This is a genomic window from Sphingomonas colocasiae (assembly GCF_019880585.1).
Lineage (GTDB): Bacteria > Pseudomonadota > Alphaproteobacteria > Sphingomonadales > Sphingomonadaceae > Sphingobium_A > Sphingobium_A colocasiae.
Window position 1 is genome coordinate 168523 of the sequence record NZ_JAINVV010000012.1, and the last position, 23235, is coordinate 191757.

At 62.4% G+C, this 23235-nt stretch carries 21 protein-coding genes and 1 pseudogene; 5 read left to right on the forward strand and 17 right to left on the reverse strand.

The features are described from left to right. Positions 1-3: 3 nt before the first annotated feature. The gene (locus tag K7G82_RS24640) at positions 4-189 is read left to right on the forward strand and encodes a hypothetical protein (RefSeq protein WP_222992615.1); all 186 of its coding nucleotides are present in this window, start codon (positions 4-6) and stop codon (positions 187-189) included. Here the strand turns inward: K7G82_RS24640 and K7G82_RS24645 are convergent. The 4 genes from K7G82_RS24645 to K7G82_RS24660 all read right to left on the reverse strand — a co-directional run bounded on the left by K7G82_RS24645 (position 186) and on the right by K7G82_RS24660 (position 3186). Then, on the reverse strand, positions 186-1856 hold the full coding sequence (locus K7G82_RS24645; protein ID WP_222992616.1) for a recombinase family protein: 1671 nt from the start codon (positions 1854-1856) through the stop codon (positions 186-188). The genes K7G82_RS24640 and K7G82_RS24645 overlap by 4 nt on opposite strands. Beyond that, positions 1853-2278 (reverse strand): DUF2924 domain-containing protein, encoded by a 426-nt coding sequence (locus K7G82_RS24650; RefSeq protein ID WP_222992617.1) that lies wholly within the window; start codon positions 2276-2278, stop codon positions 1853-1855. The genes K7G82_RS24645 and K7G82_RS24650 overlap by 4 nt, the downstream gene beginning before the upstream one ends. Then, positions 2278-2802: a DUF3489 domain-containing protein gene (locus tag K7G82_RS24655; RefSeq protein WP_222992618.1), complete on the reverse strand. Its 525-nt coding sequence runs from the start codon at positions 2800-2802 to the stop codon at positions 2278-2280. Before K7G82_RS24655 ends, K7G82_RS24650 begins: the two co-directional genes overlap by 1 nt. 177 nt (positions 2803-2979) lie before the next feature. After that, positions 2980-3186, reverse strand: a complete 207-nt coding sequence (locus tag K7G82_RS24660) for a DUF5818 domain-containing protein (RefSeq protein WP_222992619.1) — start codon at positions 3184-3186, stop codon at positions 2980-2982. A gap of 335 nt (positions 3187-3521) precedes the next feature. Here K7G82_RS24660 and K7G82_RS24665 point away from each other — a divergent pair, with 335 nt between their 5' ends. Further along, positions 3522-4604 (forward strand): carbohydrate kinase family protein, encoded by a 1083-nt coding sequence (locus K7G82_RS24665; RefSeq protein WP_222992620.1) that lies wholly within the window; start codon positions 3522-3524, stop codon positions 4602-4604. A 189-nt stretch (positions 4605-4793) separates the two neighbouring features. Here the strand turns inward: K7G82_RS24665 and K7G82_RS24670 are convergent, their stop codons facing one another. The 5 genes from K7G82_RS24670 to K7G82_RS24690 are packed head-to-tail and all read right to left on the reverse strand — an operon-like array spanning position 4794 to position 12882. Then, positions 4794-5855 (reverse strand): hypothetical protein, encoded by a 1062-nt coding sequence (locus tag K7G82_RS24670; RefSeq protein ID WP_222992621.1) that lies wholly within the window; start codon positions 5853-5855, stop codon positions 4794-4796. After that, entirely contained in the window at positions 5855-9280 is a 3426-nt protein-coding gene (locus K7G82_RS24675) for an Hsp70 family protein (RefSeq protein WP_222992622.1), read from the reverse strand. Before K7G82_RS24675 ends, K7G82_RS24670 begins: the two co-directional genes overlap by 1 nt. Before the next feature lie 3 nt (positions 9281-9283). Beyond that, a complete protein-coding gene (locus K7G82_RS24680) occupies positions 9284-10840 on the reverse strand; it encodes an FtsZ/tubulin family protein (protein ID WP_222992623.1) in 1557 nt (518 codons plus the stop codon). Between the two features lie 3 nt (positions 10841-10843). Next, on the reverse strand, positions 10844-11392 hold the full coding sequence (locus K7G82_RS24685) for a hypothetical protein (RefSeq protein ID WP_222992624.1): 549 nt from the start codon (positions 11390-11392) through the stop codon (positions 10844-10846). Positions 11393-11433: 41 nt separating this feature from the next. Next, positions 11434-12882, reverse strand: a complete 1449-nt coding sequence (locus K7G82_RS24690) for a hypothetical protein (protein WP_222992625.1) — start codon at positions 12880-12882, stop codon at positions 11434-11436. 189 nt (positions 12883-13071) lie between these two features. On the opposite strand from K7G82_RS24690, the gene K7G82_RS24695 reads away from it, so the two are divergent. Then, positions 13072-14454 (forward strand): hypothetical protein, encoded by a 1383-nt coding sequence (locus tag K7G82_RS24695; RefSeq protein ID WP_222992626.1) that lies wholly within the window; start codon positions 13072-13074, stop codon positions 14452-14454. Between the two features lie 76 nt (positions 14455-14530). Beyond that, positions 14531-15886, forward strand: coding sequence for a hypothetical protein (locus K7G82_RS24700; RefSeq protein ID WP_222992627.1), 1356 nt, complete (start codon positions 14531-14533; stop codon positions 15884-15886). A gap of 133 nt (positions 15887-16019) precedes the next feature. Here the strand turns inward: K7G82_RS24700 and K7G82_RS30245 are convergent, their stop codons facing one another. From K7G82_RS30245 to K7G82_RS24740, 8 genes and pseudogenes are all read right to left on the reverse strand, one after another. Continuing rightward, a complete protein-coding gene (locus tag K7G82_RS30245) occupies positions 16020-16721 on the reverse strand; it encodes a sensor histidine kinase (protein WP_222992628.1) in 702 nt (233 codons plus the stop codon). Continuing rightward, entirely contained in the window at positions 16693-17241 is a 549-nt protein-coding gene (locus K7G82_RS24710; protein ID WP_222992629.1) for a hypothetical protein, read from the reverse strand. Before K7G82_RS24710 ends, K7G82_RS30245 begins: the two co-directional genes overlap by 29 nt. Beyond that, positions 17238-17990 carry a PP2C family serine/threonine-protein phosphatase gene (locus K7G82_RS24715; RefSeq protein ID WP_222992630.1) on the reverse strand — a complete coding sequence of 251 codons (753 nt, stop codon included), beginning with the start codon at positions 17988-17990 and terminating at the stop codon, positions 17238-17240. The genes K7G82_RS24710 and K7G82_RS24715 overlap by 4 nt, the downstream gene beginning before the upstream one ends. Next, positions 17991-18671: a vWA domain-containing protein gene (locus K7G82_RS24720; protein ID WP_222992631.1), complete on the reverse strand. Its 681-nt coding sequence runs from the start codon at positions 18669-18671 to the stop codon at positions 17991-17993. It abuts the gene before it with no gap. A gap of 342 nt (positions 18672-19013) precedes the next feature. After that, positions 19014-19856 (reverse strand): hypothetical protein, encoded by an 843-nt coding sequence (locus tag K7G82_RS24725; protein WP_222992632.1) that lies wholly within the window; start codon positions 19854-19856, stop codon positions 19014-19016. Positions 19857-20018: 162 nt separating this feature from the next. Next, positions 20019-21125: a hypothetical protein gene (locus K7G82_RS24730; protein ID WP_222992633.1), complete on the reverse strand. Its 1107-nt coding sequence runs from the start codon at positions 21123-21125 to the stop codon at positions 20019-20021. Next, positions 21125-21895, reverse strand: a complete 771-nt coding sequence (locus K7G82_RS24735; protein WP_222992634.1) for a hypothetical protein — start codon at positions 21893-21895, stop codon at positions 21125-21127. Before K7G82_RS24735 ends, K7G82_RS24730 begins: the two co-directional genes overlap by 1 nt. A 150-nt stretch (positions 21896-22045) precedes the next feature. Then, positions 22046-22414, reverse strand: a pseudogene (locus tag K7G82_RS24740) (IS3 family transposase); the annotation flags it as partial. A 170-nt stretch (positions 22415-22584) separates the two neighbouring features. Here K7G82_RS24740 and K7G82_RS24745 point away from each other — a divergent pair. After that, complete coding sequence (locus K7G82_RS24745; RefSeq protein WP_222992635.1) at positions 22585-23088, forward strand: insulinase family protein; 504 nt, start codon at positions 22585-22587, stop codon at positions 23086-23088. Positions 23089-23235: the final 147 nt, after the last annotated feature.

Consider the following 23235-nt stretch of genomic DNA (forward strand, 5'->3'; position numbering starts at 1 on the left):
GACATGCAGAAAAGCATTTCCCAAGATCTCCGCGAACTGATCGCCAAAATGCCCCAATGGCTTCGAACTGATTTGTCGTCAGCCGATCCCGGGTTACGCGAGCGCGCGGAGGACACGCTGCATGCCATGCTGACTGCGGCTCTGGATGCGGGACAAGCGCCCCTGCACGAACATCACGCTCCGCGCTAAGCTCGTCCAGCGAGATACAGCTTGGCCTGTCCATCCCAATCGACAGGCACGCCCGCGGGAGCAGTGAGCGATGCACCATCCACGCCGGCCTTGGCAGTGCCTGCCATGATCGCCTCGACCACCGCCGGCGACAGAAATGCCAATCTCACAACGCGCGTCATGTAAGAGGCGGTCACGCCTTCCCGCACCGCCAGCACATCGATCGTCATATCGCCTTGCCGCAACACACGCCACCAGCGCCGAGCCCGCCCGATCAGCCGCAACAGCTTCTCGTCCGTAGGCGCAGCGCTAGCCGCGACGCCATTGTCCTGCACAAGCTGCACCACCCGCCCGGTCCGCGTCAGCCGCACCGAGGTGCCGAGCATGATCATGGGTGTGGCGGGATCGGCTTCGATGCCCAGCCGGTTCGCGATTGCCACAGGATCGACGTCGATCTCGACACGGCTGGGCAGCACACGCACCTGCATCAGCAGTTCCGCCAGCCCGGCCCGCACCTTGCCCGAGAGCGCCTGCGTCACCTGAGCACAGGCCTCCTGCATCACACCGATCCGATGCGGCGCGATATCGACTTTGAGCCTCGCCATGAGGTTGAGCGGATCGGCGAACAGGGATTTCACTTCGTTTACGACCAGCGCCTCGATCTCACGCGCCGGGATGCGCAGACCATGGTTGCTGATCCTGGCTGTTTGACCACCATGCTGAAGCGCCCGGCTCACATAATAGCGATAGCTGACGTTGTTCTTGCGCGCATGGGCCGCCACCAGCGGGTCCCCTGCCTCATCGACGATCCTGCCGGCGAGGATGCTGGGACTGGCCTGCCTGATCCTGCGCTTGCCCCTGACATTGTCGGCAAGCTTCGCCTGTACCGCGTCCCATAGATCGCGCTCGATGAGCGGCGGGTGCTGGCCGGTATGGGATTTCCCCCGGTGCCGGATCTCGCCGATATAGATGGGATTGGAGAGGATCGCGTAGATCTGTCCCCGGGTGAACCGGCACCCGCCGAAGGTGGCGCCCGATTTCCGCGCGCGGATCGGCGAGAGGATGGTCTCGCGATCGAGTGCCTCCGCCACCAGCCGGACATTGCCGATCTCGAGATAGCGCCTGTAGATATCGCGCACGAGAGCCGCATGATCCTCGACGATAGCGAGGGTGCGGCCATCGGGTTGATAGCCCAGTGGTGGCGTGCCCCCCATCCACATGCCCCTGGCCTTGGAGGCGGCGATCTTGTCGCGGATACGCTCGGCGGTCACTTCTCGCTCGAACTGGGCGAAGGAGAGCAGCATGTTGAGGGTGAGCCTCCCCATGCTGGTGGTGGTGTTGAACGACTGGGTGACCGAGACGAAGCTGGTGCCGGCTCTGTCGAAGGCTTCGACGAGCTTGGCGAAGTCGAGCAGCGAACGGGTGAGCCGGTCGACCTTGTAGACCACGACGATATCGATCCTGCCTGCCTGAATATCGGCGAGCAGCCGCTGGAGCGCGGGACGGTCGAGCGTGCCGCCCGAGATGCCGCCATCGTCATAAATATCGTCGACAAGCGACCAGCCCTCGCTGGCCTGGCTCATCACATAGGCCGCGCACGCCTCACGCTGGGCATGGAGTGAGTTGAAGTCCTGTTCCAGCCCCTCCTCGCTCGATTTGCGGGTATAGATGGCGCAGCGCTGTTTCATGCCGCCTGCCTCTTCTGCTTCTGCTTGAGGCCGAAAAAGGCCGGTCCCGACCAGCGGGTGCCGGTGATCGCGCGGGCGACCTCGCTCAAGGAGCGCCAGTGCTTCTCGTTCCACATGATAACACCATCCTCGCCGATGGTGACGACATGGAGCTTGCCCTGCCATTCGCGGACCAGCCGCATGCCGGGTTGGGCATCTGCGGTGCGTGTCTTCGCCACAGCGATCTGATCCAGCCGCTGGCTGGTCTTGCGCGACAGGCCGCCATGGACTTTCTCCTGCAGCGCATAGGCGATGGCCAGCCGCAGCAGCCCCGCGCTGACGCGCGGGATCGGGCCGTCTGCGACCTCGGTCCAGCGGACACGCAGCCGCGCCAGCGACAAGGTCGCCAGCGCAGCCAGTTGCGCGTCGAGCGAGACCCGCATCAGCCGGCCTCGGCAATGCGGTAGCGGCGGGTGCCGTCCACCTTGTCGCTGGTCACATCCATGCCGCCTTTACGCAGGCCGGTCATGGCGGCGCGGGTGGTGTGAGGGAGCCAGCCGGTGGCGGCAATCATCTCATCGAGGGTGGCGCCGCCTTCGCGTTTGAGCAGGTCGATCAGCAGGCTGCGCTTGGTCACGCGCGGGGCGGGTTCTAGCTGGGGCTGCTTCGGCAGCACCTGTTCCGAGCCGCTCTCTCCATCCTGCTGCTCGGCGTTGATGGCGGCGCGGCCCGCATCGGTGATGATGGCGCCGAACCGGGTGTCGCCATCCTCGCGCCAGGCGCTCGCCTTGGTGGCGTCGGGCAACTCCGCAACCAGGCCTTTCCTGATGAGTTGCTCGACCGCCTTCTTCGCGCGGTCGGCCTGATCAACGATACTCTCGGGCAGCGGCATCAGGTTGCCGTCCTCGCGCTGGGCCGCACTCGCCAGCAGCACCAGCTGCATGTCGTTCAGTCGGATCTTCGTCATGTGGGTTTTCTCCGGTGTCCGGAGCGGCAACGCGCCGCTCCCACCACCCACAGCCCTGCCGATCGCCATCGGTCAGGGCACACAGCCCTCTCGGCCGCCGTTCAATGCAGCCACCAATGCTCGAATTGCAGCCGAAGTCGAATGGAATGTCGGAAGCTTGCCAAGAAAATTCGGGGATCAGTCGTCAGGCGCCACAGCGTCAACATCGATCAGCCCATCGGCCACGACCACCCCTGAGATGCGGACACGCTGCTCAGCAAAATCGGATGCGACGCGATGCAGATCCAGCATCCAGCGACCTCCGATATCGCGCCTCAGCATGAATCCCTCGTCCCCGCGCAGCAAGGCGCCTGTCTCCTCGACCCTCGTTCCGATGATGCTCATTGTGCTGATCTAAAAGGCGGCAATAACTCATGCCAGCGGCAAACAGCGTTATCCCCCAGATAACCAATCACGACGATATTGTGAGAGCAACCAGGCTGTGCACCTTCAAACGAAATCCCCTTCGTTTGACTTGGGATTCTAAGGCAGACGCTAGAATATCCGGGCGTCACCAAGTCCGTGAAGCGGGCGACGAGCTTGTCGATTCCGAGCGTGGAGAAGCGGTCGGCATCCGATCCGCTATCGCCAATGGCACGCGGCCGGATCCGCGAGCCCCGATTGACAGAAACGCAGGTCCGAACGATCATTTTACGCTGGCTGCAGCATAGGACACCCATATGCAGCGCAATGCGCTCGACATCCTCGCCATCGGTGCGCTCAACATCGACTATATCGCCGACATAAATGTCGATGCGGTCGAGCATAGAGGACTCGTCGAAGCGTTGCGCGCGCAATTTCGATGGGGCTCCGAGACACCGGTGGCCCCCACTATATTCACCGAATTACTGACCGTGCTGAACGCGCACATCGGATCGACGCGCCTCGGCGGGTCGGCATTCAACGCGATCCGGGCGGCAAGGGCGATCAACTCCGAGCTTCATCTGGGCTATCTCGGCACGATCGGGGATAGCGAGGATGCACGAGGGTTCGCCGACTGGTTCGATCGGCACATCATCGAGACGCCGTTCGTTACGGTCGCGTCGGGGACAGCGCCAGGCGCATGTCTGGCGATCACCATAGACGGCGAAAGGACGCTCGTCACGACGCGCGGCGCAAATGATCGGACCGCGCAGTCACTGCGGGACCAAGCCCCGCACATTGTGGGATGGGCTGCAGCCGCCGCATGGATTCATGTGACATCCTTTCTGGATGATGCAGCGCCCGCTGCACTAGTCCCGATCCTCGCCACCTGCTTGCGCCGCAACCCGGCACTCAGGATCAGCGTCGATCCGGGCGCAATTTGGGCGGCGCGCCACGCCACGGATGAATCGATCCGCCGGCTATTCGATCTTGCGGCACTCATTTTCGTCAACGTGGAAGAGTTCGAGATGCTCTGGGGGGATGGGGTGGTCTCGCCAGCGGACTTCACCCGGTGTATTCGGTCCAGCTTCGAAGGGAGCGCCGAAATCCTTCTCAAATCGCCCGATGGCCTGATGCTTTTCGGGGCGGACAGCCGGCTCATAGACGCGCACCGCCATCAGCGAATCGCAGCTTCGGAGATCACGGATCCGACCGGTGCCGGAGATGTGGTCGCGGGCGCCTATCTTGCCGCCATGCTCGAACCGGCAGTCTCGCCCGGCGCCGCACTGGCAGCGGCATCGGGAATTGCCCGCGCCGCGCTGAAGGAAGGGCATCAAGCGGAAGCAATTTATCCCCGTCTCTTCGCCAAAGCCCTGGCGGCTTCACATCGGCCGACATGACTTGCGGTCATCGGGATGCGGCGTCTATCCATCGGGATATCGTCCCCGGCGGACAGGGGGCGATTGGCCGGCCGGGACGGCGTGGCTGTGAATTAGCACAAGCACCTCGCTGCTAGCCGGAACACTCCCTTGTCGGGTATCCGGTTGCAATCCGGGTGATGCCGTTTTCCTCGGAGGCTCGAATTAGTCCTAGCGGATATAGCCGCTCAGCACTCCACGGACGATCCCATCTAGACGGGTGTCGTCGGCAAGCATGCCCCAGGCCAGCTGGTCGATCTGAAGAATACCCGTCCCGTCGTCACGGCAGTCGTAGATCGCCTTCACATCAGCGCCTGCCTCAAGGCTCTCCTTATAGGTCATGGAGAAATCCTTGAGATATTTACTGCTCGGAATGAGCGCCACACGACGGTCGTCGGCCAACCTGAGCGCATTGAGGCGCCGGTTTGGGTCGCTCGCCTGCGCCAGCAGGGTAGCGCTGCGCGCGTCGGCTGCAAGTACGACACCGAAAAGCGTACCGAACCTGGTCACAAGCGCGTCATAATCGCTGACGCGCATACCCGGGTCGCGCGCAAGGCGCGAAAGCGCTTCGCGCAGTTCGGGCAGCCGGTCCGGCACGGCGGCGAGTGGCAGCTTGGACGCCGCGGCCGATCGCTTCGTCCAGTCGTCCAGTCCCGGCCGTGGCTCTACGGCACCGCGATGGGAATCGTCGACGGATTCATGGAGCCACGATCCCCGGCGAGATGCGCCCGAGTCTTCACGCCCGGCTCGCCCAGTGCTCAGTTGTGGCGACTGTTCGCGCCAAGTCTCGGCCGCTCGGAAACGATCCGCCAGTACGTCGATCCTTACATTGAGGTCGCCGATGCGCCTGTCGAGATCGACCACCGCCTGTTCGAGCGCCCGTTGCGGCGCGCGCATCGCGACGAATATCGCGATTGAAGTCAAAATTGCCGCAATGAACGGCGCGCCAATCAGCGTCAGCCAGTATAGCCACCCTCCTCCGGCGGCGATCGGTGTGAAGTCGTCGCGAGGGCCGGAGAGACGTTCCGGCATTTCCACGAGTTGACCCTGACGGCTGTCCAGACCATCGGGCGCGAGCAGCCGCGCATCATTCTGCTCGGCGTCCGGTATACGCGCAGGCGCCACATCTTGCGCGACCGATCTCGCTTCGTTCGACTGATTTTGAGCGCCTGCTACGCCGAGCGGCATCGCCGCCAGCGACATGGCAAGCAGCTGAAGGATGAGCCTGCGCATCAATAGAAATCCATGCTGAGCTTCCCATTACGCTCCTTAGAGGGCGACGCCATTATGCCGATCAGGCTCCTGAGCGCGGTCACATAAGGCGATTCGAGCGCGAGTCGTTGGTCGGGCTTTTCCAGTAAGCTGTTGATCGCGTCGATCACTTCGGCGCTCATCGCGCTCAGCGTGCCCTGCTTGCTATCGGTCTTGAGATCGATCTGGATATTGGCAACCTCGAGCAAAGCCGCGAGCATGGCCTCAATCTCGCGCAGATCGACCTCGCGAACCCTCTCGATTACCGCACTCCGCTCGAGCTTGGCAGCCGCATCAATGGTTACCTCGTTTTCCAGAAACAGTCCGACACCACCCAGCGTGAAGGTTTCGGCATCCGCCTTGCCGCTCGCCGCGCTGATATCGACACGGCCCTCGTCACCGATCATGCCGCGAATGACCTCAAGCTTGGCATCCGCGGTGGTGAAGAGCTGCGGTCGCGGCAGGCCGTCGATCGCGGCACTTATTGAGAACACGCTGAGTGCCCGAGTCACCTCGCTTTCCGCATCGGCGTCGCGTTCGGCATGCATCTTCTTGAAGATGCCCGCACCCCGGCCGCATAGCGCGAAGGCCGGATTGACGAGTTGATCCTCACGCAACCGGCCATCGGCTACAAGCTGGCGCACGACGCGGCCCATATGCCAGGCAAGGCCGGCGAGAAAAGTAAGCGCGATGATTCGGAGATTCTTGCCGGTGTCGACGCGAAGGCGTGAATCCCAATGCGTGTCGATCGCATGCTGCAGTGCCGGGCCGCTGAACAGCATCTCCGCCAGATCGGGCACGTCTTCGATCCGCACCGGGCCATCCTTGGACGCCGACGCCTCGAAAAGCGAATGCCACAAGCCCAGCCCGATCGGCGTCAATATCTCGGGATTCTGGCTGATTGCACTGGTGAAGAAGTCCTTACCGGCCAGCTTGAACGAGCCTTTCCACTTTATCTGCCCGATATCCCAGATCGTGATGTCCGTGGTCCCACCGCCGATGTCGAAAACAATGTTGATCGAGCCGCGCGTAAAGCGGTCGCCCTGAAGGATGAAATTGGCCGCCGCCAGACCCTCGGAATAGAGGGGTTTTAATATGTCCGCGCTGGAGGCGATGTCAGTTGAGATTGACGCGGTGATCCGCTTCAGGTCGTCGTGGAATTTGAGCCGCATCTCTCCATCGAGCGAATCCGGAATCGAGAACCGCCATCTGAGGCGCCTGGGATCGCGCCCAGCGGCGGCCGCCTCGGCGGCGATCATCAGCGCGAACTGATGCAGGAAGTCGGTCGCGGCCTCGGCATGTTCGGGATCGTTCGACCATTTGAGATTGAATTTCGCATCGTCCTTCAGCCGCCGGAATTCCTTGAGCTCGTCGAGCGGAGCGTTGGCAACATGTTTCTGATGCGAATGGAAATAGATTACGTTGCGGAAGACATGGTGCGTGGCCTGGCTCGGAAATGCGAGGCGCTGCAGCGCGACCGTCGGCGTCGGGGTGTGACGCAGTTCGGGCGGGAAGAATTTGGTCATCTGCCACCGCGCATCGCTGAGCATGAGCGCCAGCTCCTCGGGATTGCGCAGCGTGACGGGATGCAGCAGCCGCCGTTCAAACCGGATGGGCTGGCGATTGTCGAAACAGGCGACTGAGTTGGTCGTGCCGAAATCAACGGCGACATCGGCGCCGCTGCCGCGCACGTCGATCACCGGCAGGTTAACCAGCGCCATGCCGGCCTGCGCATCGACGCGATCGCCAAACGCATCGACATAAAGGACAGCCTCGAACGGCAGCGTCGAGAACTGGACATCCTCATATTCGAGGCTGGCAGGTTTTTGCGAGTTCTTCCAGCGGGCGCTTTGAGCAAAAGGCCGGCCCGCATTGAGCTCACAGATGCGCGTCACCGCGCCCTGCGCGGTCGATTGCTCGGCGACATCCTGCGCGATCATCGCACCCGACATGGCAAGGGTCGGGCGCACCATATGGCCGCGCTTCTGCTCGGAATAGGTGATGCGCGCGAAATAGCTGCTCCACGCGGGCGACCTGAAATCCGGCCACAACGACGCGTGGTAGAAATTCCAGTTCTCGTCCTCGACGAGCAGGCTCTCGCCGGGAGCGGGTTTGGTCGAATAGTGACGGGTAAGCTGCAGCGGCCGGCCGGCATCTCCTTCGTCTCCAAGGACCAGCGACAGCGTAAACGACACGCGTTCGCGGGCGGACCGCGCAGTCAGGCGGTCACGGATATTACCCGGGAGGAGCAGCGCCAACGGCCGCACCGGCGCCAAGACATCTTCCATGCCATGCGGGTTGCCTGCGACCAGCGCGCCATTGTCGAACCGCGCGACGCGTGGAGTGAAAAGATCGTCCCCCGTCGCCAGCAACCAGCCACGCGACGCGGCCTCGGCCGCCACATCCTTGAAAATGGCGGGGGAGTCGAGCAATTCGCCGAGCGTCCGCGTACCCCACACCAAGGTGCGCCTCGTGTCGAACCGATCGTCCTTGGCCAGCGCCTCATCCACTAGGATCACGCCCCGGAACGCACCGAGATCGTGGCCCGCCTCCAGTCTGAGGCGTGTCTGGGATGTGGTCGACCCATCGCTGATCGGCGCGAGCGACGCGGTGGCGAACAGCAGCGAATATGGCCGCGGCAACTCGGCGTACAGTGTCGCACCGACATTGGCGGTCAGCGCGAGCCGGCCAGTCGCCGCGTCGCATTCGCCGGCATAGTCGAGCAGCAACTGGCGGATGCTGTCCGCGACACGCCCGGTCGTCGAGGCAAGCGCGGCATGGAGCTCACGCAGCCAGGCGGACAGCAGGAAAAGTTGGGTGACGGGCAGACCGCATTTGAGAGGGTCGCGCAAACCCTCGCGATACCATGGTACGGATTCGAGCGAGAGATCGGGCGTCAGGCGCCCAGGTGAGACGAGGCAGGCGGGATTGCCCATCGCGATCGCGCGCTCGGAGCGCCCGTCGTCGCTCATCATGAATATCACCGGCCGCGCCCACAAGGCAACATCGTCACCGATCGCCACCTGCGGCGAGAGATGCGCAAGCACGCGATCGAACAGTTTCTCTTCCGCCAGCGCGATGCTGCGCGGGACGATGTCATAATCCTTCGCATAGAGGTCGCGCAGCGCGAACAGCGCGAGCAGCCCGCGCCATTGGCCAAGCGCCTCGGCATGAAGCGAATGGCCGTTGCGGCCGGCGATCAGTGCTTCCGCGAAGGTGCGCGCCTGCGCCCATGGATCGGGAATCGCCCGGATCGGTTCATGCGGATCGCCCGAGGTCTTCGAACTGAGCTTGAGCGACGTGCCAAGATTCTGCAACGTGCCATCGGACAATTTCCAGTGTCCAGGCGACGAAGCCGCGGGAAACGGCGCATTTTCGCCAAAGTCGGGCAGGTTCCAGATTGCCATCGATTATCCCCTACCCTTCAGGCTGGCGGCCTTCGCGACCGTGTTGACGGCAATGCCCAGCCCCTTCGAGCCGTTCCTGACCTCGATCCGCCCCGCGGTGAGGTCATGGTGCAGGTCATGACCTGCGCGCGGGGCATATTCCCCGCTGTCGACGCGGATCAATTCGTCGAACCCGTCATAGATCGCGTCCTCGCCGAGCGAGCTAACGAGGCTGACCGGTTCCGTCGGACTCCCGGTCTCGCGCACGAAGCGGCTGAGATTCCAAGGTCCCTGCGCCCATTGCCTATCGCTGGTCTTCTGCACTGTAGCCGCCCATAGCAGGATACGATCGAGCACACTGCGCAATGCGTTCAGCTCATTCTCGGACTCGATCGCCTTTGCGCCCTTGGTCAGCTTCTGGATCCAGTTCTTGCCGCGTAGCAGCGAAGTCTTCTCGTCGATCATCCGCTCGGCGATGTAGCGCCAATAGACCGCGAACCGAATCAGCTGTCCCAGCCGCTGCTCGATAATCCCGCCATCGGGCATGCCGCGCCATTTGATACCCTGATCCTCGCGCGCGGAGACGAGCACGCGTGTGCCGCGCATCGCTTCGGTTGCTTCGCCGCTCATGAAGTCGATCACCGCGGTGGCGGCGAACAGTTCAGGCGCGAGCGCAGGATTGGACTGTTCCGCAGCACCCGCCTGGTGATAGCCCAGCGGGATCAACCGCTCCCAGCCCAGCGCGTAGAATGTGTCGAACGCCTGTTCATGCTCGAATAGATTGTCGTAATATTCGAGCGCGAGCTTCGCCTTGGGAAGAAGTTCATCGGGCGCGACCACGGCATGGCCATCGCCATCCTCGTCATTGAAGCTGAAATAGGGTAGCATCAGCATGCCGCCAATCGTAACCTTCCCCTGGTTCCTGAAGCCTTGGCTGTTGCGCAACCTGTGCAGCGCGCGCGCCAGTGTCGGGAAACCGGCGGCACCGGTCCCGCCAAAGGCGGAACCGACAATGAAGATGCGGATCCGGTTGCCGCCGGGGTCCTCCATGAGCTCGCGCAGGCGCTTGAGCAGGAGGCTTTCGGTCTCGAGGATCGCGGAGACCAGGGCTGTGGCACCGACATGGGCGCGCCCCCGATATCCCTTGCCGAGCGGGAGATCCTGTTCCTCGGGGCCACGCATGAACAACATGTCGAATAGATTCCGGCGGTCGCCGTCTAGATTGGCCCCGATGATCGTCCGCAGCGTGGTTTCGTCGCGCTCGGGACACCAGAGCGCATTCTGCGTCTCCGCGAAGAGCGGCGAGATCTCGATCGAGCCGAACGGCATCGCATCGTCCGTCGATTTCCAGTCGATGAAATTGACATCGGATTCGCGGCCCCAGAGCTGACGCAGCCGCTGCAGGCCGTCGAGCAGCGAACGCGTCCGCTCGACATTGCCGTTCGACTGGTCCTGATCGACCAGCCCGACATGGACCTTTTGCGGTCCCACCCCCGCCGCCATCAGGACGAGCGCGGCCTCGACCACCTTCGCGCCGGTGCCGCCAACACCGATCAGGATATGGACGTCGTCTTGTGCCATGATTTAGTTCCAGACGGTGGGGAGACGATCCGAAAGCGGGACCGAGGGACGCATGGTGATGGTCACCGTCATCGCGCTTGCGAGCCAATAGGCCAGGATGACCCCGATGAAGCCGGCACCCAGCGCGGTCGAGTAATTGCCGGGCAGGATCACGGTCCCCACCTCCTGCAGCGCGAGCAGGCGCCACCAGAAAAAGAGCGCGATGCCCAGAACGACGAGCAGGAGCAGCACCCAAGCGGCCAGACGCGCCCGCCCCTCGACGCGATTGCGCGCATACATGGTGTTCGTCACGAGGAGGAAGATCGTCGCGGCCACCCAGGATACCAAGAACGAGACCGCGTACCAGCTCCAGAGCTTGACGCGCGCGGTCGCCAGCAGGATCGCCACGGATTCGGGATCATAATCGGCCTGGGTCTTCTGGCTCGCCGCGTCGAAGCCCATGGTCATCCAATAGGCAATGCCCGCGACGACCAAGCCCACCAGCGCATGGATCACGAATGCCTTGCCCGACCGGATGATCCATGCCCCCGTCGTGCCCCGTTGTTCCGCCATCGAATCCACTCTCCCCATCGCGCGCGCGGGCGCGCGCAAAATCAATCCTCGACCTTCACCAGTGTCGCGAAGCCCGCGATCGGCTGGTCCTTCTTCTGCGCGGCGGCAGCCAGCGCGCCTTCCATGATCCTGCCGAACTCGCTCAGATTGAGCGTAGGAAAGACGCGGGGCCTTGCCTGCGCGACTGATTGTGCCTGTTCGGGTTCGAGATTCCAGTCACCCCGCATCCAGGCCGATGCCGGGTTGGGCTGGGAGACCGAGGTCCGCCGAACCTCTCCCACGACGAGATAGACACCCTTGCTCGAAAAGGCCGATACCAGCCGTGCCGGGTCGAGCGAGAATCGCCGCTGCCCCTCGCGCGCTGCCGACCAGCCCAGATCGCTCTCGCTGCGGCTGAGCCAGGAACTCTTCGTGCAATTCTCGTCGTTGCGCAGCCAGATCCGCGTCCTGCTTTCGGTAGGGCCGCTCCAGACGACATCCTTCAGGAAATCGCTCGACTTGGGCCCCGTCCATTGCGGCAGGTCCGGCGCCGCCGCGCCACGTTTCTCTGGCAAGCCACGGGTCAGCGCGAAACGCTGGATCTCCACGCCCTGCGGGAGCGGCAGATAGTCTGGACGCAACCGTGGATGTTTGCCGAGCGACAGGGGCGCCTTATCCGCGCGGACCTGCTGGCCAGGATCGATCGCGAACAGCGCCCGCCGGACCGTCCCGGCGGCAAGCCCCGTCGCCAGGAACTTCGGACCTGAGCCGGCCAGCTTGTCACCGAACTCCACCACCGACGCCTTGGAACCGATGACGAGCATATAGAGCGGATGGCGCCCGACATAAGCCATGGTGGTAGCACCGAGACCCGGCTGCGGGAGATCGTAAATCTTGCCGGCGAACGGCGAATCGATTCCGTAGATTGCGACGACGCGGCCGGAGAGAAGAATTTCGGTGAGCAGCGGCTGAAGCGCGGTGATGCCCGTCGTCTGGATATCCGAGTTGGAGAACCAGAGGTCGGAAATGACGACCGCCAGTTCGTCCTTGGACTTGACCGCTTCGAGGACGACGTCGAGCCGGGACTCCTTGTTGTCGCACGAACCCGCAGCGCCCGGCGCACAGGTGAACGCAGCGCGTCCCGCCAGTCCCGCGCCGTTGTCGAGCGGTGCGCTGATCGCGGTTCCGAACGAGCGGAACGCGCTCTTGTGGCCCATCAGCCTTAGCGTCGCGGGCAGGGTCGTGATCAGATCCTGCAGCGGGCGCTCGAGATTATTGGCGCCGTCGAGATAGCCGACCATGCTGCCGGAGCGATCGACATAGACCGTCGCATTGCCGCCGGCCGCCTGCGCCGCCGCAGCGAGTGATTTCGGCTTTTCGGAAATGATCCAGGGCTGGGCGGCCTCGGGAAAGCATTGCGCCGCAGTCTTTACAGAGGGCGCGGCCTCGCATCCGCCCAGGCAAGCGATCGCAATACCCAACTGAACAAAGACAAAGCGCTTTTGCCGCACATTTATCCCCCCATCACCCGATCTATATCTTTATGGCGATGGCAAAGCTTGTCCAGTATCTATCGTCGGACCGGCATGACCCAATCAGGCCCATTTTGAAGCTGTTTGCGTTTTGCGTATGAATCGCGGACATGTTTTCGCTAGGCAGCGAGACTGGTGCGAGCCGAGGGGCAGACTGGCGGGGGAGCGATGTACCGGGAGTGGCAGCGGGCCCATTATGAGCTGCGCGGAGAACGCAAGCTTCTGAGGACATGCGAGGCGGCCGCGACGGACGTCGAGCGCGGGCTGCTGACGCCCGCCACGATCATCACGCTCGATCTTGCGAACGGCGACCGCAAATCGGCGCGCGCCGACGAGATCGATCAGTTCGCGCCGCTGTTCGGGCAGGATCGCGACGATGGGCAAGCAGACGATCCCGCCGTCGATGACATGGTGGTGGTCGAGACCGGAGAAGGCGCGGAGACAGACGACGGATCCGTCGGCACGCAGCAGAGTGCTCAAGCCGGGGAGTACGCCAAGGAGCCCCGGACGAACGAAAGCGGCAAGCCGCCAAAAGACCGGTCCGGCACCATCCGTCTCCCGCAACGCCCTTCGGGGACAGACAATCGCGGTGTTGCGGCGCCGCAGCCCCACCCCCTGCCCCGCTGGATCATTCCGCTCGTCGTGATCGTCGCGGCCGCGCTGCTCGGCCTCGGCTATCTCGCTCTGCCCGGCCAGCGGCAATCGCTCTTCATCGTCGGCGACACCGCCACCTTCGCTAATCCGGCGCCGATGTCCGGGCGATCGGGGACTTTGGTGCAGGGCAGCATGATCAGCGTCGAACCCACCGATGACCGAAACTGGCTCAGGATCGTGGAGGGACAGTATCAGGGCCGTTTCCTGCCGGCGGTGCTCCTCGACAAAGCACGGCCACCCGCGCTCGACCGCAGCGCCGCGGGCACGGTATCGCTTGCCGCGCCGATCGTGCTGCGCGCCGCGCCCGACCCTTCGAGCGCGGAGGTCGCGCGGTTCGGGATCGAGAGCCATCTTCTGCTCGCCGGGCTTGTGACCGGCGTCGACGGTCAGATCTGGCACCAGTTCACGATCCGGACCGCCGATGACATTCGCCGCCCCGCCTTCGCGCTGATCACCGCGCGCCCGCCCCCGCCCGCGCGGAGCGACGCCCCGCCCGAGCTGGAGCCGGTGCAGGCGCCGGAGCCGGAGCTCACGACGAATCCCGGACAGGTGCCGGCAACGACCTCCGCCGCATCGGGTTCCGCCATGACGACCGCGCCCCCCGCCATGCCCCGCACGCGCCCGGTGCCGCCTCCGCCGTCCGGTCGGGAAAGCTGCCGCGCGGCGCGATCGGGCCTCGAACGCTTTTACTGCCAGTCGCCCGACCTGCGCGGATATGAGGCGCGGCTCGCCGCTTCGCTGGATGCCGCGCGACAATTGCGCGTGACGGTCCGGCCGCTCGCCGAATACCGGTCTGTCGCGAGCGAATGCCGCGACATTGCCTGCGTGCGGACGGTTTATGAGGAGGGCATCGTGACCGTATCGCGGGCGCGACGCGAGCGGCTCGCGGACCAATGAGACCGCCCGCCCCTGTGCCCTCACACTCGGGGCAAGGGCGCGGCCCCGCACGGCGGCGCAATCGGGCGGCATGCCTATGAAGCCTATCAGTTACGAAGCGAACGGGTTCCCTGAATTCCTGCGCACCGAGGCCGCATGCCAACGCGCGATCGAGAAGGGACAGGTCCGAGCTGAAACGCCAATCGTCGCTTATGGTGAGGATGGTGAACGGCTACGGATGGCGGCTGGCGAACATCCGCTGCTACGGGAAATGCTTGGGCTGGGCACCACTGCAAGCGAGGAGAAGCCCCACGCTCCTGAGGACCCGGCGAATGGAGGCAAATCATCACAGCCTGTATCCACTGCCGAAACAATCGCACCGGACGTGATCGTGACGCCCGAGGATGCGGCAAATCCGGAGACGAGGCAGCCGCTACCCGCCTCCACAGGTCCAATCCGAAGTCGCACGCCGACCGATCCGGCGCCCAGCTTGCGGAAGATTTTCGGCTGGCTCATCGCGGCTCTGGTGGTGAGCATGATCGCGATGCGCGGCTGCGCATCCGACTCCCCGGTCGCCAACACTAAGGGATCGAACGAGTCGAACACCGTCGCAGCGGCAGTGGACCCTGACGCTGGCCTCGTCGAGGAGACTTTTTACGCCGTGCGCCAGATCGCGGTGCGAGCGAAGGCCAATTCCGGTTCCGTCGAAGTCGGGCGACTGGAGCGTGGTGCTGAACTGGTCGGCGTGGTGGTTCCGGCCGAAAGCAACGCCAATTATCGTTGGCTGAAAATTAAGCAGGGTCCATTTACCGGCAATTTTGTCTCGATGCTGAATCTATCTGAGACCCAGCGCCCTGTACTGGACGCCGCACAAGCCGGCACCTGGTACACTCTCGAGGCGCTGACGCCACTCCAGGCTCCGAACGATTCATCGCCACAAATGACCAATGCTGCATGGTCACTCGCAACCGGGCAGAAACTCGAGGTCGCGGGCGTCACCGGTGCAGGTACGTTCACCAAGGGTTGGGCTGAAGTGATGATGGAGAAGCAGACCGGCGTCGGCTACGTCCCATTCGATCGCCTGACCCAGAACGGCGACCTTGCGCTTGATGGTCCAATGGATTCGGTGGAAGAGCCGCGAGCGCTAGGCTTGGTCAACCAATGCGGCGAGCCGATCACTCTACTGCTGCGATTCCAGGACCATTATGGCTGGCAGACTGTCAGGACCAGGCTGCCGGACGGGATCGAACGCGACCTTGGACTCAATGGCGCGCGCGCGCAGCTGGTTTCCGGCGAGGTTTATTTTGCATTTCTCACGATCGGCGATGTGCCGGTTGCTTATCGCGGCACCAAGCTTACCACAATGTTCGAAGGAAAATCCTACGATCTGAACCGGCTATCTTTCGACGTAGTCAGGGACGACCGATATCGAGCGACATTCACCTGCAAGTGACAGTGGCGCTGTGGTGGAAGCGATTCGGACCAACGTTTGCCGACAATATCCGCCGGCAGCGGGTGTACCGGATGCAGGACTTCGGGCACTGGCGGCGGCGCCTCAACGAAATGTACGCAAATCTGGTGAGCAGTCAAATTACAGACTCAACGCCACTCACACACGCTTCAGCTCGCGGCAACCGCACAATGAGCCTGAATCCACTTGGTTCTTCAGTCGACCAGGCATCTCCGCCATGGCGGCGTGCCACCATCCGGACGACATAGAGGCCGAGGCCATGCCCTCCCTTCGTCACACCGCGCTCGAATATCTGGTCGCGCAGATCAGCGGGTACTTCCGGACCACGATTGGCGACCTCGAGCAGGACATCGGAATTATCGTGCCGGAGCGAGATCGAAACGGTCGAACCACTGTCGGCAAACTTCAATGCGTTTTGTAGGATATTGTCGACAAGCAGCTCGAACATGTCGAGAAGCTCCGATAGCTTGGCGAAGTACCGCCGGTTTGGCCGGCGGTGCCCGCCCCGCAACAGCGCGTCGATCAGAAATGCGCGCATTTGCGAAACTTCCCCGTCGTCCGGATGGAAATGCTTGATGGTGCCGATCGTCACATCGTGAAGGGTTTGTTTGACGCCTTCGTCAATCCGGTTGGACATCACGACCGTCGCCAGGACGCTTCCCAAGGCTTGCGCGGCGGCGTGCGGCACAGTTCCAGGATATTCCGGCCGATCGGGTGGCGTGCGATGGACGGCGCCTTCCGGCAAATGCCGAAAGATCTCCGTCCAGCTCGTTAGATGTCGCGTTAGATCATAGAGCAGATGCGCACCGCGGGTCACCTATCTCGATGCGATCATGGCACGCAATTTCGGTGCTATCGCACGGCTCACCGTCGACTACCAGCGCATTGTCGGCGATCAGGACCCCGCTATGATTGATGTCGCCGATGATGCAGCCGGTTGCATGAACGGCACCCACCGCTTTTGCAAAATTAAGCGCGCTCTGGACCAGGAACGAATAAGTCGCGGCTGGAAAATTCGCTTTGCGCTCGCCGGGCGCATAGAGCTGGAACAGCGGCTTATGGCCGCTGATGCGCCGCATGACGAAACCTGCAAAATCGCCGCCCTTGTTGCGAACAATCTCGATTGGAAAGGCCGCGAGCGGGGTTCGCTCGAAGAGACGTGCGGCGACCATTGCCACGATCTTATCACGGCGCTCCGCGCCGCCGCCGGTGTAGATCTTGACGGCGACCTTGTTGTCGTTGGCGACGGCGTAGACAATTCCCTCGCCACCACAGCCAATCGGGTCAGCGACAGCGAGCGGAGAACCGTCTGACCTGAATATCAACGGCCTTGTCATCGGCGAACGGCCAATATGAGGCTCTTGTCATCGTCGGTGCGCGCGTTGACGGTGTCGCCGTCGAGATACGCGGCCAATGCCCGCGACAGAGCTGCGTCGCGCCCGTCCCCCGTCGATGACCGCAATGGCGCGATCATCCCGTTGAAGAATGGGTCATGCGGAATTTTGCAGGAGAAGTTCAGCGCTAGACGTTCAAGCCCATCGCTCATCAAAGCAATCGCATTGATGGGATCGGCGACACGCTCGATCCGCACTTGAGGTTGAGAATCATCAGTCACAAAATAGGTCGCCGAGGCATATTCTCCGTGCGCCGGCCAGAGCGGAACGGACCAGCCGCCCCCAAAATCACCTAGAAGGGCAGCCACGCCGTCACCGACTTGAATGATGCTGGTCTCCTTTTCGCCGATGAGCACTGCCACGAGAGTTGCAGAGAAATCGCGTGGCACCAAGCCACGCACTTCGGCCGCCAGGCCAATGCGGTCGCGCGTATCGTCGATCCAGCTCCAGACCACGTCGTCGCTTGGAGCGTCCCGGCTTCGCTCGAAATGCACACGGGCATGACGCATCAAGGTCCGGCAGACCAGTTGAGCACCTTGGCCACCATAGCTCGCACTTCCGGCGCCGTCGGAGACCATGGCGCAAAGGCTCTCGCCCACGGCAGCGACCGCGTGCGCGTCCTGGCACCGTGTTCCGGTCTTGGCATGCGAGGTGCCGCGGACGCCTGCCGCCGCCCAAGTCCAAACGCCCACTTAGCCCGCGATCGCCCAACCGTCGGGAGCCGTGGGATTTTGTAGTGGAACACTGTCGTCGACATTGGAGCGCGAAACCGATCCCAACGAGCTTGACAGCCAGGCGAACAGTTCGCGAAAGGCCAGCCCCTTGAGTTTGAGCGGTGCGCGGACCGACAACTCCGCCAGGATGTTCATATCCGCATTCTCGACTCCCACCGGATAGAACATGAACTCCTTTCGGTCCTCGCCCGTACGGATCAGATCGGCGGCACGGCGCCATTCGTCTGTCGGCTCCCCATCCGTGATCATGAAGATCCAGGGCCGAAAATAGCTGATGCCGTGCGACCGATACTCGTTCTTGCGAGCGCGCAACATTTCGATGCCGCGTTCGATCGCCTCCCCCATGGGAGTAGCCCCCGAAGGGCCAAGATGGGGTGGGTAGAAACCGGTCACGGTGCTGAAATCGCTGCGTATCTCGACCGGGCCGAACGTGACGAGCGCGACTTCCACCCGCTTGGCCGCCAAAGCATCCGAATTCAATTCGTCGCGAAAGGTCGCGAGGCCGTTATTCAACTCCTCGATGGGACGTCCGCTCATCGAGTGAGAAGTGTCCAGCAACAAAAGACAAGGGCATCGCGGCTCCGGATTCTCGGCAAATTCTGCGCCGCCAAATGCAACTTGTTCGAAATATCCCGGCATATTTCTCCCTGAGATGAAAGGCACATGACGTTATGACCATCACTGGACTCGCTGCCCGTTTCTGCCCTGGCCGCGCCTCTCACATTGTCTCTAAAATTTAACAAAGTCTACGACTCGAGCCGACAGAATATGCGACAATGGCACCGATTGGCGATTTCGATAAGTTTTCCCCTCGCTGCATTGTTTCAACAATGCGCCGCTCCACGACCTCTCTTTGTCTGAAGCCCTTTCGATCGTTTTTCACACGCAAGGAAACCGATCGAAATCGTCTCTTCGGGATCTTGGCGGAATAGCCTTGGCCCTGCGCGCCCTCTTCACACCAGCCCACCCGGAAAACCGGCTCTAGCAGTTGGGAGCCGGCTTGAGCGCCGCCATCGCACCTGCCTGCAATGCCCGGCAATGCTTGTCGGCGGCGGCCGCGAATTTGGCCGACTCGCTTATGTAAGCGACCGCCATGAACCCCAGGAACATCGCGCGCATTCGATCGGCGTCGGCACCGCCGTAACCGCGCGAATATTGCTGCGCCTCGAAAGCGGACAGGGCTTGTCTCGCGGCGTCCGGGATACCCGGCGTCGTGCTTTGCTGGGCGATGGTGAAATGCTTCTTGGCGCGCTGCAGCAGCACTTCGATCTCGGGGTCGAAGTAGCGGGTATTTTTCCGATAGAGAGTTTCGGAAGCGACGATATCCTGCACGCCGCGTTCGAAGTTCGCGTCGGGATGACCCGCCTTGGCTGCCTCCGACAGGAGAAAATCACATACCCGGTCCGGATCACGCGAAACTGGCATCCGTCCGCCACCCTCAAGGTCGATTGCTTCGCCAAGGGACTGGCTCGGCCGGTCGCAAAGGCTGTCGGTCTTCAGCTGCTTGTAAACGTCGAACACCTTGTCGGGTTCAGCGCGCGCGGCGGCCTCGATACGGTCCGAGACTCCGCGCTCGGCAAGAATCTCGATCGGCAACAGCCCCTGATCGTCCTTGAGAGCCCCGCTCATCTCCCGCTCGAACGCGGACGGGACGGCGGGGAAGTGCGAACCACCCGAAACCTCGCTCGCGGCAGCGGTTGCAGAGGCACCGGGTTCACCAGTCGCCGATCTTTCCTGGCCGCAGCCTGAGAGCATCAAGGTCGCGGCGGCGCAGGCCAGCGTAGCAGTGCGAGCCATCATCCCGCGGCTGAGCAGTTCATTCATCGATCGACCTCTTTAGATAGGCGCAAGCCAAAACATGTGGATCAATTCGGGATTTACAGTCCGCTTCCAGGCGCACCATGGGCGCCCGCCCCAGCATCATCCTCGGCATCATGTGCGCCAGAAGGCCGATCTCACCGGGGATCATGCGGCAGAAAACGGCATTCAGCAATTGAGCGACATGGACGCATACATGCTGCCTACATCGCCGTTATAGGCGTTGGAAATAAGATGCGTGCATTCCAGCCAATTGCCACGCACCGGCGTCGATGGCGCCGCCGAGAACATCTCATCCATTCGCCGGGCATAGGCCCCGCTCTTGATGTCGTTTTCCATCAGCACCAACAAGGTTCCAATAGCCGCCGCCATTTGCCGGTCACCGCGGGTTTCGATCTCTTCGATCATCTCTTTCGCTCTCGCAATCCTGGCGGGCTCGATGCCGCCATCGATGGCGGTCTGGATACGGCGCTTGGCACGCTGAAGCGATTCATGCGCGCCATATTCCCGGAAGATCCCGCCGCGCCGATAATCATGGTCGGCGTCGGAAATGAATTTCTCCGCCTGGACCATCGCAGCATCTGGATGTTTGCCATTCGTTGCCGCGGCTTCGAGCATGGTCAGATAAGTGAGCTGAAAGGCTTCGGGAACACGAAATTGCTGCGCCCTGGCGGTCGCCCGCATGTCCATCGCCAGCCGGAACAGGACCTCCGCATACCCCCTGCCCGCCGCCTCATGAAGAGCGCGCCCGGCACTTCCGAAACTCGTGATTCCTTGGGGCTTTCCGTCAGGATAGATCATGACCGTAAAAGCGTACCCGATGCGGCCATCATCATGGCCGGCTTCATTCTTCCTCGAAAATCCGGTCAATGCACGCTGGAGATAGAATCGGGTGTTCGGCTGATCATCGATCCTCGCCGCAAGTAACCCCAGTTGATAATCCGCCAACGGATAGCCAAGCGCGCTAGCGGCCAGATAGCTTTTGGCAGCCGCCTCTCCATCCCCCGACGCCTCCTTGGCGCGTGCGAGATGGAAATGCGCGGCGGGATCCTTTGGGCGCGCCGCGACGTCCTCAGCGCACGCCTTCTCGGCTGCCGCGGCATCGAGATCCCGCCCCCAAACGCCTTTTTTGGGACCATCGAGCTCCAGAGGGTGCGTTGCCAGATCAGCGCACCCCTTTGGCGCACCTCCGAAGATGGTCGCACTTCCGGTCCGCCCGTCACATCCGCCGAGCAGAGAGAGCGCAACAAAAAAGCTCAATTGTGCAGTTTTCATTATCGCGCTCGCGGTGCTGGAGGGCTTTTCCGAAGTGCCTCGACGATCGCCAGTGTGTCGCGCTGATCGTCGATCGCAAGGCTGTAGGACAGAGCCTGCCCAGTCTCGCTCGAGCGGATCGAATAATTCACTGTCGCGCCGCAATAGGCCTCATTGCTGTATTTGAGGATGTTGAGCTCGCACTTCGTCGGGATTCCGGGATGTTCGTCAAACGCCTCGGGCGCGGGCTCCTTGCCGTTCACGCCATAAACCGTACCGAATTTCGTAGCATAATCCGTGACGCCGAACCTCACTTTGAGCTGAGCTTTCAGTTCATCGACCTTTACAATCTGCCCCTGCGGATAGCGGACCTCCTGCTCGATCCTGATGACCCGCTCCTGATCCGGCTGTCCTGCATAGTAGAGCTCCACGCTCGTTTGGCCGCGCCGTGCGGTAACGCTGTAGAACGGATTGTTCGCGAAGGTATGCTCGCTGTAAAATGGCTCGCCAACGTCAAAACCCGCACAAGCGAGAATCGATGTGGCCGCATCGATCGGCATGCCCCGCACCACGCCCTCGACGGCAAATGGCGGTGTATTCTTCGGCAGGCAACCTGCGCCTGGTGCCTGGATCCCTGCTCCGGCGGGCGGCAACTTGTGTTGCGCTTCGGTGAGCAGCCGGCTGATCGCGGCGGCATTCAGTGTTCGCGCAGCAGGTTGCGCATTTCGGGCGTTGGAATCCGCCGCATCGGATGCGCTTCCCTGCGGCGAACAGGACGTACCAAGCAACATCAATGCGCATGACAACCGCATCCATATCCTCCCCCGAAGATGCATGGATCATAACCTACTTTAGAATCCGGGACAGTCCAGAGCCCTCCAAGGCACAGCTGGGCTTTGCCTGGCCTGCTGCCGGTTTGGCGGACACCGAGATAGGCTCGTTCAGGCTACACCAGCTTCCATTTCGAAGTCGATGGGGCTGAGATAGCCCAGGGTCGAGTGTCGCCGGGTCGGGTTGTAGAAGCATTCGATGTAATCGAACACGTCGGCCTTCGCCTGGACCCTCGTTCGGTAGACCTTCTTCCCGATCCGTTCGGTCTTGAGCGAGGAGAATAAGCTTTCCATGGCAGCGTTATCCCAGACATTGCCGGACCTGCTCATTGAACAGGTGACGCCGTTATCGGCCATGAGCCGCTGGAACTGCTCGCTGGTATACTGGCTGCCCTGATCCGAGTGGTGCAGCAGGGCATCGGGCTTGCCGCGCCGCCAGATCGCCATGATGAGCGCGTCGGTGACGAGCTGGGCGGTCACGCTCGAATGGGTCGACTGGTTCAACAACCGCCGGCTCCTTGCACCCATTGGCAATATACCACCTGCCGAAGCCGAGGAACGCTACTACCCATGCTGGACGACACTCCCATGGCCGCATAATTTAAGCCGAATGGCCTCCGGCAATCCCGGGGCGGTTCAGTTCCGAGGGCGTGGTCTCGACATTCACCGCTTGCTTCACCAAGCGGCTCACCGAGCGGCTCCGTGGCCAGGGATGGACCTATGGTGTGTCCTGTCAGGCCCATATGGATCGCGATCTGGGATTTCTGCAGATCACGACGTCGGTCCAGGCCGATCGCACCATGGACGCGATCGAGGCGATCGAGGCGGAGATTGTCGCGCTGTCGTCAGCCGCTCCGATCACCCAAGACGAGTTCGCGTCGGTGCACGACGCGCAAGTCCTGGGTCTCGTCAACATGTGGACAACGAACAATGAGGTGCTCAACAGCTTGCTGCACGAGGATGCAATGGGGCATCCGGAAGGATATGCCGCGGATCTCGAACGGCGACTGTGCGCCATAACGGTCGATCAGGTAAATGAGATCGCGCCAATGTTCGGCGATCCTGGCAAATATGTCTGGGTTGCGGCAGGCGATCGCAAGCACCTGTCAGCTGGCCGGTTTGTCATGGTCGACCGCGACGGGCTGCCGGTCTAATCGACGAAATAATGGCCAGATCAGCCAAGGCGAAGATCAAAAAGTTGTTCACAACAAATCCCTGTCCATAACAGTCCAAGATATCGACTTTGAAGCTGGTCAATCGAAACTGCGGACGGTAGCCTTCATATCAGCTTGGGGGAGCCG

Coding starts and splice junctions, on each gene's coding strand:
- K7G82_RS24700 (WP_222992627.1), top strand. CDS start 14,531: ATGAAGCCTATCAGTTACGAAGCGAACGGGTTCCCTGAATTCCTGCGC.
- K7G82_RS24735 (WP_222992634.1), bottom strand. CDS start 21,895: ATGTTGCTTGGTACGTCCTGTTCGCCGCAGGGAAGCGCATCCGATGCG.
- K7G82_RS24640 (WP_222992615.1), top strand. CDS start 4: ATGCAGAAAAGCATTTCCCAAGATCTCCGCGAACTGATCGCCAAAATG.
- K7G82_RS24650 (WP_222992617.1), bottom strand. CDS start 2,278: ATGCGGGTCTCGCTCGACGCGCAACTGGCTGCGCTGGCGACCTTGTCG.
- K7G82_RS24695 (WP_222992626.1), top strand. CDS start 13,072: ATGTACCGGGAGTGGCAGCGGGCCCATTATGAGCTGCGCGGAGAACGC.
- K7G82_RS24720 (WP_222992631.1), bottom strand. CDS start 18,671: ATGCCGGGATATTTCGAACAAGTTGCATTTGGCGGCGCAGAATTTGCC.
- K7G82_RS24685 (WP_222992624.1), bottom strand. CDS start 11,392: ATGGCGGAACAACGGGGCACGACGGGGGCATGGATCATCCGGTCGGGC.
- K7G82_RS24655 (WP_222992618.1), bottom strand. CDS start 2,802: ATGACGAAGATCCGACTGAACGACATGCAGCTGGTGCTGCTGGCGAGT.
- K7G82_RS24725 (WP_222992632.1), bottom strand. CDS start 19,856: ATGAATGAACTGCTCAGCCGCGGGATGATGGCTCGCACTGCTACGCTG.
- K7G82_RS24670 (WP_222992621.1), bottom strand. CDS start 5,855: ATGCGCAGGCTCATCCTTCAGCTGCTTGCCATGTCGCTGGCGGCGATG.
- K7G82_RS24710 (WP_222992629.1), bottom strand. CDS start 17,241: ATGACAAGGCCGTTGATATTCAGGTCAGACGGTTCTCCGCTCGCTGTC.
- K7G82_RS24660 (WP_222992619.1), bottom strand. CDS start 3,186: ATGAGCATCATCGGAACGAGGGTCGAGGAGACAGGCGCCTTGCTGCGC.
- K7G82_RS24730 (WP_222992633.1), bottom strand. CDS start 21,125: ATGAAAACTGCACAATTGAGCTTTTTTGTTGCGCTCTCTCTGCTCGGC.
- K7G82_RS24665 (WP_222992620.1), top strand. CDS start 3,522: ATGCAGCGCAATGCGCTCGACATCCTCGCCATCGGTGCGCTCAACATC.
- K7G82_RS24675 (WP_222992622.1), bottom strand. CDS start 9,280: ATGGCAATCTGGAACCTGCCCGACTTTGGCGAAAATGCGCCGTTTCCC.
- K7G82_RS24645 (WP_222992616.1), bottom strand. CDS start 1,856: ATGAAACAGCGCTGCGCCATCTATACCCGCAAATCGAGCGAGGAGGGG.
- K7G82_RS24680 (WP_222992623.1), bottom strand. CDS start 10,840: ATGGCACAAGACGACGTCCATATCCTGATCGGTGTTGGCGGCACCGGC.